This window comes from Vibrio spartinae (assembly GCF_024347135.1).
Classification (GTDB): Bacteria; Pseudomonadota; Gammaproteobacteria; order Enterobacterales; family Vibrionaceae; genus Vibrio; species Vibrio spartinae.
Genome location: NZ_AP024908.1, coordinates 182,346 through 195,602 on the forward strand (window position 1 = coordinate 182,346; position 13,257 = coordinate 195,602).

Genomic DNA, 13,257 nt, shown 5'->3' on the forward strand with positions numbered 1-13,257 from the left:
AAACAACTGCATTGATGAGCAAAAGACAGGCAGGATGGCGGTTGCCATCCTGCCTTATATTATAACGAGGTGTTCATGCGAACTTTTCAAGATATTATCGCGAGTCGAGATTGGCAGAATCCGAGCGCTGTCCGGATGCATACGTTGCCTGCTCACGTCCCGCTACACAGCTATCGTCACGTAGAAGATGCCCGTCAGGGGACAACGAGTCGTCGTCATTATCTCAATGGGCAATGGGCATTCAAACTCTATCCCACTCCTGAAATGGTTGAGGCATCGATCATTGATCCGGCAGAGGATTTATCGGCATGGAAACAGATTGATGTTCCCGGTAACTGGCAGATGCAAGGGGTTGATCATCCGATCTACACCAATGTGAAATATCCGTTTCCTGATCGGGCGCCAGAGGTTCCCGAGCAAAATCCGACGGGGTGTTATGCCTGTGATTTTTCAGTGGCACCAGTCGCCGGAGAGCAGACCCGGATTCTATTTGAAGGGGTGAATTCGGCATTTCATTTGTGGTGTAACGGACAATGGGTTGGTTATGCGCAAGACAGCCGTTTGCCGGCAGAATTTGATTTAACGGCTTATATCCACACCGGTCACAATCGCTTGGTTGTGATGGTGATGCGCTGGTCTGACGGGTCTTATCTGGAAGATCAGGACATGTGGTGGCTGAGCGGTATTTTCCGCGATGTGTACCTGTATCACAAACCTGCCATTGCAATAAATGATGTTTTTTTACGCCCGGAACTGGATGCCCTCTATCAGGATGGATCACTACATGTGACGACGAAGCTGAGTCAGCAAACGACGACGCATCACGTTGAGGTGCGGTTATTTGATGCCACAGGCCAACCTGTCGCGATGCAGGGGGAAACCTGTTGCGCGACCAATCACAATGCAGTTGATGAGAAAGGCGGCTGGGCAGATCAGGTCGAACACCACTTGACGATATCACGTCCCCGTCACTGGAATGAGCAGACCCCTTATTTGTACCGCTGTGTGGTGATGCTATTGGATGCGCAAGCACAGGTGATCGAATGTGAAGCGTTTGCGGTCGGGTTCCGCACGGTTGCCATTGAAGATGGGTTACTCAAAGTGAATGGCAAAGCCCTGTTGATCCGAGGCGTCAATCGGCATGAACACCATCCGGAAACCGGTCATTATGTCGATGAAGCGACGATGATCAAAGATATTCTGTTGATGAAACAGCACAACTTTAACGCAGTACGCACATCGCATTACCCGAATCATCCGCGTTGGTATGAACTCTGTGATCAGTATGGTTTGTATGTGGTCGATGAAGCCAATATCGAGACGCACGGTCAGTTTCCGATGTGTCGTTTGTCCGAGGATCCGCAATGGAATCATGCCTACATGCAGCGCATGATTGGATTGGTGGAACGGGATAAAAATCATCCGTCGGTGATTATTTGGTCATTGGGGAATGAATCGGGTATCGGTCTGAACCATCATGCCATGTACCAGTGGACCAAACAGCGTGATCCGTCTCGTCCGATTCAGTATGAAGGTGGCGGAGCCGATACGGTGGCCACGGATATTATCTGTCCGATGTATGCCCGGGTTGACCAGCATCAGGGGGGGGTGAATCCGAAATATGCGATTAAAGATTGGATTGGCCGGCCCGGAGAGCAGCGGCCGTTAATCTTGTGTGAATATGCGCATGCGATGGGGAATAGTCTTGGAAGTTTTGCCAAATACTGGCAGGCATTTCGTCAGTATCCGCGGCTACAGGGCGGATTTATCTGGGACTGGGTTGATCAGGGGCTCTCTCAGTGGGATGAGCATGGTCAGCACTATTGGGCGTATGGCGGGGATTTCGGGGATGAAATCAATGATCGTCAGTTTTGCATTAATGGCTTAATCTGGCCTGATCGCACGGTTCATCCGGCATTATTGGAAGCGAAGCGGGCTCAGCAGTTCTACGATATTGGATTTGACGGTCAACATCAGTTGACGTTGACCAGTGAACATTTGTTTGCTGAAGAGGCGCTGATTTGTTGCTGGACAGTACTTGAAGACGGCGTCGCCATCTCGACAGGGGAGCACGCTGTCATCATGGCGCCTGAATCAGCGCGCACGATTGAACTCCCACTTGATCACGGTCTGTATCAGTCAGGAAAAACGTATCATCTGAATGTTGACTTGCTGCTCGCTGAAGCAACGTTCTGGGCTCCGGCCCGTCATTCGGTTGCGCAGTCGCAGTTTGAGCTGAAGGCCGTATATTCCCGGTCAGATGCGGAACCGGCAACCCCATCGGCAGAGATTCGAGTCTCTGAGTCAGATGAGCAGGTGATCGTTGCGGTTGCGGACCAACAGTGGACTTTCCATCGTGGCAGCGGTTATCTCACGCATTGGGAGCAACAGGGCGAGCAGCGATTGGCGGCACCGCTGAAAGATCATTTCTATCGTGCGCCGCTCGATAATGATATCGGGACCAGTGAAGTTGACAGGCCTGACCCGAACAGCTGGATGGCGCGCTGGAAACAGGCCGGTCTTGATCGTCTGACTGGGCGGTGCGTCGCTATGAGTGTAGAAACCGGTGAGCATGCTGTAACGATCAAGACGCAGTTTGACTATACTGCGGTAGCCGAGACTGCGATAACCGAGCAGGCAGCGACAACCGGACAAGTGTTGCGGACGCAGTGGTGTTATACGATCAATCAGCACGGAGAACTGCATATTGAGGTTGATGTGTATCCATGTGCGGCATTACCGTCTCTGCCGCGAGTCGGATTCTCTTGTGCCTTGCCTTTGACTGAGCGTGTGACATGGTTTGGCCGAGGCCCGCACGAAAACTATCCTGATCGTTGTTTGTCCGCCCGAATCGGATGTTACGATGCGACGGTGAGCGAGATGCATACCCCTTATATTTTCCCAACGGATAATGGTCTGCGATGTGACACCCGAAAGCTGTCGCTGGGCGGTATTTCGGTGCAAGGTGAGTTTCACTTCAGTGTCAGCCGCTACTCACAAGCGATGCTTGAAACTGCCAGACATACGCATGAGCTGGTGGCTGATGAGGTGGTTTACCTGCATGTGGATGGTTTCCATATGGGAATCGGAGGCGATGATTCTTGGACACCGAGTGTTCATCCGGAATTCCTGTTGGATGCACCGCACTATCATTACCAGGTGGTGTTGACCGCAGCGCGGTAATGATTGGCTTGTATCGGTTTCCTGATTGATGCGAGCGCGTTCAGGAAGCCGATATACGACATTTTTTTATGACGCCCCCATTTACCACGCAATATGAATAGGGGTGCCTACCGGTACCAACCGAATAAACTCATCCATTTCTTCATTGGTTAAGGCAATACAACCATTGGTCCAGTCAAAACTTTGAATAAACTCTGGATGACGTCGATAGCCGTTCTTCAAACCATGAATATGAATATCGCCACCGGGGTTCAAATCGTATTGTTTTGCATAGGCAATGTCTTTGGCAGACGGATAGCTGATGTGAAATGCTTTATAGAAATTGGAATTGAGATTGATGGCATCAAGCACATAGTCACCTTCCGGTGTCCGGTGATCCCCTTCCTGATGTTTCGGGCCTTGCGGAAATTTCCCAAGGGCAATGCGATACGTTCTGATCGTCTGTCCCTGCTCAAGCAGATAAATACGCCGTTTGGACTTATCGACGGTGACACGATCAACTTGCGCAGCAACGGAAAAACTCAGAGATGCGATGAACATGATCAGTACAAAAATAGGGCATTTCGTCCGCATGGATGCTCTGGGTTCCTTATTGACCGTGAGGTGGCAAGTCATTGACGGGATCAAATGAGACTAGACCCAATGAGGCAGGCAAATGACATCAGCCAGCTATACATTGATCCGTTATATACCGACCAGTTATACACCGGAAAGCAATCTGGCGGAAGCCACACCCGATGATTGATCGTTGCTGGTCACAGGTTGATTACGAATCGGCGTCAGGGGCGCGTTAACGAGGGCATCTCCGCGATGCCCGTGCTATGTCGGAGCGGAGATGCCTCTGAATCATCGAACCGGTGGATTTACAGTTCCGGTAAGGTTTTTTTCTGCTTTTTACTGGTTTTCTTGTGCTGTTTTTCTGCCTCGGCTAACAAACGCAGCAACGGTTTGGGATCGTAGGCTTCTTGGCGAGACGAGTAGATCGAAGCCTGAAGTTTGCTCACTTCATTTTCGATGGATTCTCTTTCTTCCGCAGACAATCCCAGCTCAGCGATTTGTGCTTGCACCAGATGCTGAATTCGAATGCCATCTTGTTGCTTTAACGCCTCTTTCAGAGACAGCGGCTCGGTTTCGGTTGGCAAATCCGGTGCTTCAACGGGCTTTGAGCGTTTGGTATGCCAAATCCGATAGAGCCAGCAACCCGAGGTTACCATCCACAGGACAGCAAAAAGGGCCGTGAGATATGGCCAGATACCGGGATCTTTGACCTGAATCTCCCGAGGGGGAACCGAGGCTTTTGCTGATGATTGTGGCAGCGAAACCACGGTATCGACTGGCGCACCTTTGGCGACATTGAGAGTCAAACCCGTGAGTATCGCCCGCCGTTGTCGTTGTTTCTGCGTGTTCCACCAGTTGAGAGAAACCCCCGGTAACTTGATTTGGCCGGATTGATTGGGGATCAGCACTTGCTTCAGCGTCATCACCGTCTCATCGTTATCCAACGTTTTATATTGCGGTTTTTCCTGATAGACGCGCACGCTGTCCGGATAGTTGATTTGCAGGTCGGGGATTTTATCCTGACTCACACCTTTGAGTTTCAGTTCAAGTGTCCGGGTGATTGAATCACCGACTTTGAGGGCGGCACTGCGACCGGTGATCGGCTTGCCTTGGCTGTCGGTCCAGTGCTGCGTGAGCGATAAACTGGCGGTCGGGAGCCATGCCCCTTGATAATTTTTCGGTTTTGCCATGACCTGAATCGGGAATTGCTTGGCAGTCGTACTGAGTGTCAGCACCTTGGTTTCGCCATTCATACCACTATAGAGCAAGGTACTCCGAAACTGAGGTTCAGTGACGGTGAAACGGCCGGGCTTTTGGGCCGTCACTCTGAATGTCTGTTGCACCACGGTGACTGACAAACCACTGATAATCTCGCGGTGTTGTTCTGAGTCACTGGCGGCTTCTAAATTCATACCATCCGCTGACGGAGGTGTGATTTTAGTATCCTGAAGGCGACGAGGGTTAACCTTCACCATCATTTTGACGTGCAATAAGGTGCTTTCATCCGGGTAGAGTGTTTTTTTATCGAGGGTTGAATGAATTTCTATCAGATCATCATCATTCGGTAACGTCGAATCTTGGACAACCTGAATGGCAATCGGCTGGGTCTTTTCACCATTGACTTCAAAACTGGGAATGGTCACAACCCCGGTACGTGTTGCTGCAATCGAGACATCCCATTCACTCCGGACGCTGCGCTGACCGTTGATGATATTGGTGGATGTGCCAAAACTGGGACGATTGACGAAAAACTCGGGGGTGAGTTTTTCAAAGTTCACATCGTCGCCGGACGCTTTTTGATCGGTGATGATCTGAAGTTGAAATAATTCATTCAGGGTCACTTTATTCTTGCTGACAGTCGCATAGGTCGCTGCCTGAGTGCTCAGGCTGACTATCAGGCCGATGAACAGGATCCAGAATATACGTTGAAGCGAGTGCCGGGGTCTGTTTACCATGATTTGTGATTGTCCTCTGGTGGTTCTTTCTGTTCAGCCTGAAGCATCAGTTCTGCTCGCAGCAGACGGCTGGGATCTCTGGCATTTTCAACCTGTTCCAATTTACGGAATTCAGGATCAGAGGGGCGTTTCTGGGCTTGGGATGGTGACGCCTGATCCGATTGTTGAGGGGTTGATGCCTGTTGGCGCTGCAATTGTTTGGCTGCCGCATTGTTTTGCGCTTGCTCGTCTTTGGATGGCGCATTTTGGCGTTGACGCTGGGCGCGATGTTGTTCTGATGCCTTGCTTTGGCTTTGGCTTTGGCTTTGGCTGTTTTGCTGTGACTGATGACGCTGGGCCTGATCTTGTTGCGATTGGGCGGTTTGTGACTGTCCTTTTTGAGACTGTTTTTGCTGCGACTGATTCTGCTGTTGTTGTGATGATGAAGATTGGTTTTGCGCGGCAGCGTTGCTATTTTTTTGTTGCTGTTGCTGTGCTTTTTTCACAACATCAAGGTTATGACGTGCATCCTGATTATCCGGATCTTGTGCCAGAACCTGCTGATACAGATCGATAGCCTTTTGCAAATCACCATGCTTGGCGTATGCATTGGCCAAATTATACTGCTGACGCGGTGTCGGCGACTGGATGGATGATAAGGCTTCAATCGCTTGCTGATAATCTTTGGCACGATAATAGGCCGCAGCTTTCCAGTCTGGATCAGAGAACTGTTCAGCGGAGTGTTGATAATCCTGTGCATCGAAGAGATGTTTGGCTTGCTGATTGTGATTCAGCCATGGCGATGCTTGTGCCCGGGGCACCGTCCCGGTTGAAATCACCAAGGCAAGCCAACCAAAAATCAACCCCTTACGAAACATCATCAGCGCTGGAATCAGCAAGAGCGGCATGAGCCAGTAACCCTGATTAATTCGATTCGTCACTTGTTGTTTGCCGGAGGCCTGATGTTCGGTGGTATTGATTTGCGTCGCATCAACCAGTGTCTCGACATCCTGATTATTGAGTTGAACCGAAATAAAAGTGCCGTGTACCGATTGTGCCAATGATTTCATCTCATTGAAGTTGGCTTTGGCAATGACGGTCTGCCCTTGTGTTGTTTTGAGCAGCGCACCATTTTCAGTTGGAATCGGTGCGCCGGAACGTGAACCCATACCTAAAATTGCCAATTGCCAGCGAGTACCGGACAGTAAATCGGTTATCTCTTGGCGCTCATTGGCGTCTAATTCGTCGGTGATTAAAATGATTGCCCCCTGATGGAGTCCGGCATTTTTCATCATCTGAATCGCTTGTTTGACACCGCGGGCTGCATCTGCACCCTGATACGGCATGATCTCGGGAGTCAGATTGGGAAGCAGATTAAGAATCGTCGCGGTATCGGTTGTCATGGGGCTGATCGTGTAGGCATCTCCCGCATAGGCGACTAATCCGGTGACGCCTTCCTTCCAGTGTTTCAGCAAATCAACGGCTTTATAGCGCGCTTGTATCAGCCGGCTGGGTTGATTATCGGTCGCATACATCGAGCGGGACATGTCCATGACGAGGACCCGGGCTGCGGTATTGCTATAGGTCGGGCGGAGTTGGCGTTCGAAGCTCGGGCCGGAAAGTGCCACGATCGCTATCGTCCAACACAGCGCCAGCAGAAGCAGTTTATACGTCGATGTCGCTTCATGATACAGACCGAGAGCCTGAGCAATATGCGGGGCAATCAACGATTGCTGTTTTTTGCGCAAGGTCAGCCATGCGAGCAGCAGTGCCACAGGAAGAAGTCCGATCAACCAGATCGGATTGAGAAATACAAAATCAGACATGATTTCTCCTGACGATCACCAGAATAAATGAAAGAATTAAGGCCAGCGCCAGCGGATAAATAAACCATTCGCTTTGAGGACGCCAAGTCTGACTGGCTTGTTGAACTGGCTCTAACTGATTAATGGTTTCATAGATATGTTCCAAATCCTGACTATTACGAGCGCGGAAATATTTTCCGCCGGTTATATGAGCAATTTGCTTGAGGCTCTTCTCGTCCAAATCACGGGCAGTATTGACCTTGCGGGTAAACACAAAATCTTTTACAACCATTTCTCCGGCACCGATCCCGACAGTGTAGATAACCGCATGATATTTTTTCGCGATTTCGGCGGCCTGAATGGGATCCAGAACTCCTGCGGTATTGGTGCCGTCACTGAGCAAAATCATCACTCTCTGCGGTGCCTGTCCGTCGATGAAGGTTTTTGTCGCCAGTCCGATGCCTTCTCCAATTGCAGTTTCCGTACCGATAAGTTTCAAAACCGTCTGATTTAACTGTCTGCGGACCGTTTCCCTGTCAAAAGTCAGCGGTGTTTGCAGATAGGCGTGATCTGCGAAGAGTACCAATCCCAGCCGATCCCCCTGCCGCTTTTCAATAAACCGGTCGAGAACTTGTTTCACCGCGGTGAGGCGATCAATCAACTCATCACCGTTTTTCATATCTTTCTGGCTCATCGAATAGGATAAATCGACGACCAGCATCAGGTCACGATGCTTCGGTTGAACGGTGATCGGGTCGCCAAACCAAGCCGGACGGGCGCAGGCAACGACCAGCGCAACCCAAATTGCACCAGCCATCAATTGGCTAAACCAATGACTGGGTTTGGTCAGGCCGCCTTCTGTCGGGAGATAAGTGAGCTGAATCGCAGCCGGTTGTCGATGTGGTGGTAGTAATTTGGTCACCAACAATGGTAGTGGTAAGAGAAATAGCATCCACCACCAAATGAATTCAATATGTGCCAAAGATTATCTCCTTCTTCTTTTCTTTGGCGGCAAGGCTTCCTGTACCCAAGTCAGGCAGTCATCAATCAGATATTGCTGGGATGGTTCTGATTTTGATTTTTGATACAGCACCTGTTGCCACAGAGATTCATTGGGAATAAACAGCGGTTTGCTGATTTGCTCGTCTAAAAAGGCATACCAGTCATGTCCGGTTAAATGGGCAATTTCCTGACGAGGGAAGTAACTCAGACATGCTTGTCTGACCAATTCCATTGCATCGGATGGTGTGACATAACCATGTGAGGGTTGCAGTAACCGTAACGCTACTTTTTTCGGGGCAACTCGTTTGCGTTTCCAAATAATGAGCCATGTGATCAGCAGTATCACCACGATCACGCATCCGATGAGGCTTAGCCAACCCCATGCCAGCGGCCACCATGAGGGGGCGTCCGGTAGGTGCAGGGGCTGAAGGTCAAGTAAATCTGAGATCGATTGTGCCATTTAATAACTTCCGGATAGTTGTTTCAGCAAAGGTGAATCACTCGAAAGCCGAGTATAGGGAATCCCTAAAGACCGACAGAGTAATTCTAGCCTATCTTTCTGAGATTCAAAGGCTTTTCTGATTCCTGCCCGAGTATGCTTTGCTGAAAAATTAAGCCACCGACTTTGTTGTTGGTCAGCGACGAATTCAATGCCGCGAAAATCAGTTTCACCCTGCTCAAGTGGGTCATAAATATGGATCAGCCGAACCTGATTATGTCGGCGTAGCTGATTAAATTGCGGTTTGAGGTCGTCGTTATAACGGGTGTAGTCACTGATCATAATCACTTCACTCCCTTTGGGTGACAAGCGATTCAAGGCCGTTAGGCTATCGGACATCGAAGAGATTGCTGTTCCGGCATCATTGATTGGCGTCTGACTGAGCTGTAATTGTTGTTTGTGACTGTCAATGATTGTCTGCAGGAGCGCTAATACACCGGGTTGATGACTTTTGGGCTTAATATCGATCAGCCGATATCCCAAATCAATCAAGGCCCCACACCGATCTTTCTGGGCAAGAGACATCCATGCCAGTAACGCTGCCATATGTGCCGCTTGAACCGACTTCAGGAGTAAACGCGATCCCATTTGCATGGTTGTGCTTAAGTCAATATAGAGAATCACCGGTTTTTCTCGCTCTTCACTGAAAAGCTTGGTGTGCGTTTTCCCGGTCCGGGCTGTTACCCGCCAGTCGATGGTACGAATATCGTCACCGGGTTGGTAGCGGCGCACTTCAGAAAAATCCATGCCACGGCCCAACCGGCGACTCTGATACTGTCCTGACATGGTTGACCACAGGCTTTTCGCCGGTGGCAGCCAAGCGGCACAGTGCTGTTTATACACCAGCAACTCTTCTAAGCATAAAGTGACGCCATTACTATAAACGGGCAGTTCCATCCTCATCCCTTATCGTTTCTGCTGAATCATGATGTCTTGGTGTCATCAGGCACTGCCAACCAGAGACAAAATATGGTTGATAATCTGATTCGGATGAATGCCTTCGGCTTGCGCCTGATAGCTAAGTAACAGACGGTGACGCAGCACAGGAAAAGCCATGCTTTGCACATCTTCAGGGCTGACGAAGTCGCGTCCCGCAAGCCAGGCACTTGCCCGGGCGCAGCGATCCAGAGCGATGGTTGCCCGGGGGCTGACACCCATTTCAAGCCACTGTTTGAGTGTGTCGTCATATTTTTCTGGCTGTCGTGTTGCCATGACCAAACGAACGATATATTGCTCGATGCTTTCTGCCATATGAATATCCAGCACGGCTTGCCGGGCACTGAAAATATCGTCCTGAGACAGCTTGTTCGGCTGTTGGGGTTTAACGCCTTGTGCCTCACCGCGGTTGAGACGCAGAATCGACAATTCACTTTCTGCATCGGGATAATCGACATTAAGGTGGAGTAAAAAACGGTCCAGTTGCGCTTCAGGGAGCGGGTAGGTCCCCTCCTGCTCAATCGGATTTTGAGTGGCCATCACCAAAAATAGTTTGGGGAGCGCGTAAGTTTTCCGGCCTGCCGTGACCTGCCGTTCAGCCATTGCTTCGAGCATGGCGGCTTGCACCTTGGCCGGGGCACGGTTAATTTCATCGGCTAACAGCAGTGAATGAAACACGGGCCCGGGCTGAAATTGAAACTCTCCCGTTTCCGGGCGGAAGATATCAGTTCCGGTTAAATCGGCCGGCAGTAGATCCGGGGTGAACTGAACCCGATGAAAAGACCCTTCGATACTGTCGGCCAGTGATTTGATTGCCCTTGTTTTTGCCAGCCCCGGCGGGCCTTCAACCAAAATATGTCCATCGGCCAGCAAAGCGACCAACACCTGTCTCACCAGTGCTTCCTGACCAATAATCTGACTGTTTAAGTAGTGTTGTAATTGTTGAAAAGCGGTTGCTGATTGCATGACCCGTATTGCTCCGATTTTTGGGATTGATAAAAATTTGTTGTGATGGCTTAACGACTTCTCGATTAGTTTAACAAAAGTCAGAAAAGTTCACTTTTACCGATAGATGGCTTCAGTTATGTGTTGAATGGTGGCTTAAAGCAAGTGATAAAAGTATTACGAATGCCATTCACTATTACTGAGGCGATGAAGTATACTACACGGCTGATATTTGTCGGAGCGAAGCCCGCACCACAAAATCATTAGCCAGAATCTATGAACTTTGAGGGCGTATTGCACCGTATGTTGCTGATAATTTCAACCTCAAAGTCTGAATGATGAATTGGCCCGCAGTCTGTTTTGCTATGTGTCCGGCAATGTTTTGCAATCATTGCATCACCTCGTAGCGAGTGTTTGACACACCTTCAGCGGGCAGTCGTGAAAATAATTAAGGCCATAGCTATGTTTTTCGATGCAGTGAGTATTAAGAAGAAAGTCATATGGAGTATGGCATTTGCCGTACTCGCATCAACTGTCATTGTGGGCGGGATTGCCCAGTACCAGTCCAGAGAGGTTCTGGAACATCGTCTGGTGGATATTGAATTACCATCGTTTTTGGATGGCATCCGCCATCAAATCGACCGAGAAGTTGCGGAACTATTGCTGGCTTCTGAGCAGCTGGCAAATAATGAATTTGTTAAAGCCACGATTGATACAACCCACATTGACTCAAAGTCAGAAAAAGTATTGATTCAGCAACTGAACAATCTCAAACAGCAATATCATCTTAATGATGCCTCGGTTGCGAACCGCAAAACAGCCGATTACTGGAATCAGAAAGGTTTTTTGCGCAAGCTCAATCATCAACAGGATCAATGGTTTTATCAGTTTGTCGCATCCGGAAAACCGACGATGGTGAGTATGTTCCAAGAGCCGAATGGCGATGTGAAGATGTTTGCTAATTATCAATCGGTTAAGAGCGGGACTTTATCCGGGATGTCAAAGTCGATGGATGACATGGTGCGTTTGCTGGACGGGTTCCGGATCGAAGACTCTGGTTTTGTGTTTCTGACTGATGCGCAAGGCGATGTGAAAATTCATCCGGACAAGGCGCTGTCGGCCCAAACATTGTCGGATCTTTATGGTGCTAAAGCAACGACACTGCTCGGTAAGGATGGCTTTCATCTGATTGAAGCGCAGTACCAAGGTGAAGATGTTTTTGTGGCAAGTGAATACATCCCGTCGATGCACTGGTACGTCATTGCGTCTGTACCGAAGCGTGAAACTTATGCGGAAATGAATCATGCCGCGCAAAATATGATGCTGAGTACAGCGGTGATTGCAGCGCTATTTATTTTTATGAGTGCGTTGCTGGCGAATAGCATTACCAAACCGATTCGGCAGATTGCGACACGTTTTGCTGCGCTCGGCAAAGGTGATGGTGATCTCTCTCAGCGCATTGAGATTGTCGGCAATGATGAAATTACTCAGCTTTCACTCGGTTTTAATGATTTTATCGAGAAAATTCATCAATCGATGCAGGAAGTGGCATCGACGAGCCGGACTTTGTCACATGAGTCTCAAGTGGTCGCAGAGAAAGCCCATCTGACACACGATAACAGTCAGAGCCAGCGTGATCAGACCATCCAAGTGGTGACCGCGATGAATGAAATGGGGGCAACCATCAGTGAAATTGCATCGAATGCTGCGATTGCCGCTTCAACCGCCAACGATGCCTCGGTGAGTAGTGACTCGGGTCAGGTTGTGGTTAATCAGGCTAAAGATGCGATTCACCGACTGGCTGAAGATATGCAAAATTCCGCACAAGTGGTTGAAAAACTGGCCGCAACAACGCAGGAAATAGGTTCGATTCTGGCCGTAATTCATGAGATTTCTGATCAGACTAATCTATTGGCACTGAATGCTGCGATTGAAGCTGCGCGAGCAGGAGAACAGGGCCGAGGTTTCGCGGTCGTGGCTGAAGAGGTGCGTAATCTCGCAGGGCGGACAGCCGCTTCAACGGAGCAGATTCAAGTGATGATGACGCAGTTGAAAAATGATTCGGGCAATGCCGTACAGGCCATGCATGCCGGACAAGAGCGAACGCAAGAAGGGGTGACGGCTGCTGAAAGTACGGTGGAACAATTACGCCAGATTTCAGAGCGAATCTACGAAATCACGGATAGAAATACACAGGTGGCGACAGCCACTGAAGAGCAATCTGTCGCGGTACAGAGTATCAATGAGAATATTGAAGAAATTAATGCGATCAATGAACTGACGACAGCAACCTCAGAGGAACTGGCAGATGCCAGTCGCGAACTGAAAACCCTTTCAGAACGTTTGGATCATTTGGTTGGTGGTTTCAGGCTCTAAATGTTGAGGGATGCGTTGT

9 protein-coding genes are annotated in these 13,257 nt (G+C 49.5%); 2 read left to right on the forward strand and 7 right to left on the reverse strand.

The genetic code is table 11. The features are described 5' to 3' along the window. Positions 1-75 precede the first annotated feature (75 nt). A complete protein-coding gene (locus OCU60_RS18610) occupies positions 76-3,183 on the forward strand; it encodes a beta-galactosidase (RefSeq protein WP_074375234.1) in 3,108 nt (1,035 codons plus the stop codon). An 81-nt stretch (positions 3,184-3,264) separates the two neighbouring features. Here OCU60_RS18610 and OCU60_RS18615 read toward each other — a convergent pair whose 3' ends face one another. The 7 genes from OCU60_RS18615 to OCU60_RS18645 form a co-directional block, all read right to left on the reverse strand. Beyond that, entirely contained in the window at positions 3,265-3,723 is a 459-nt protein-coding gene (locus OCU60_RS18615) for a L,D-transpeptidase family protein (protein WP_074375277.1), read from the reverse strand. Positions 3,724-4,046: 323 nt separating this feature from the next. Continuing rightward, entirely contained in the window at positions 4,047-5,696 is a 1,650-nt protein-coding gene (locus OCU60_RS18620; RefSeq protein WP_074375235.1) for a BatD family protein, read from the reverse strand. Then, complete coding sequence (locus OCU60_RS18625; RefSeq protein WP_074375236.1) at positions 5,690-7,501, reverse strand: VWA domain-containing protein; 1,812 nt, start codon at positions 7,499-7,501, stop codon at positions 5,690-5,692. Before OCU60_RS18625 ends, OCU60_RS18620 begins: the two co-directional genes overlap by 7 nt. Next, positions 7,494-8,462: a vWA domain-containing protein gene (locus OCU60_RS18630; RefSeq protein WP_074375237.1), complete on the reverse strand. Its 969-nt coding sequence runs from the start codon at positions 8,460-8,462 to the stop codon at positions 7,494-7,496. The genes OCU60_RS18625 and OCU60_RS18630 overlap by 8 nt, the downstream gene beginning before the upstream one ends. 3 nt (positions 8,463-8,465) lie before the next feature. Next, a complete protein-coding gene (locus tag OCU60_RS18635) occupies positions 8,466-8,942 on the reverse strand; it encodes a DUF4381 domain-containing protein (protein WP_074375238.1) in 477 nt (158 codons plus the stop codon). Then, positions 8,943-9,884, reverse strand: a complete 942-nt coding sequence (locus OCU60_RS18640) for a DUF58 domain-containing protein (RefSeq protein ID WP_074375239.1) — start codon at positions 9,882-9,884, stop codon at positions 8,943-8,945. 39 nt (positions 9,885-9,923) lie between these two features. Beyond that, positions 9,924-10,883: an AAA family ATPase gene (locus tag OCU60_RS18645; RefSeq protein WP_074375240.1), complete on the reverse strand. Its 960-nt coding sequence runs from the start codon at positions 10,881-10,883 to the stop codon at positions 9,924-9,926. 441 nt (positions 10,884-11,324) lie between these two features. On the opposite strand from OCU60_RS18645, the gene OCU60_RS18650 reads away from it, so the two are divergent. Beyond that, positions 11,325-13,238, forward strand: a complete 1,914-nt coding sequence (locus tag OCU60_RS18650; protein ID WP_074375241.1) for a methyl-accepting chemotaxis protein — start codon at positions 11,325-11,327, stop codon at positions 13,236-13,238. Positions 13,239-13,257 lie beyond the last annotated feature (19 nt).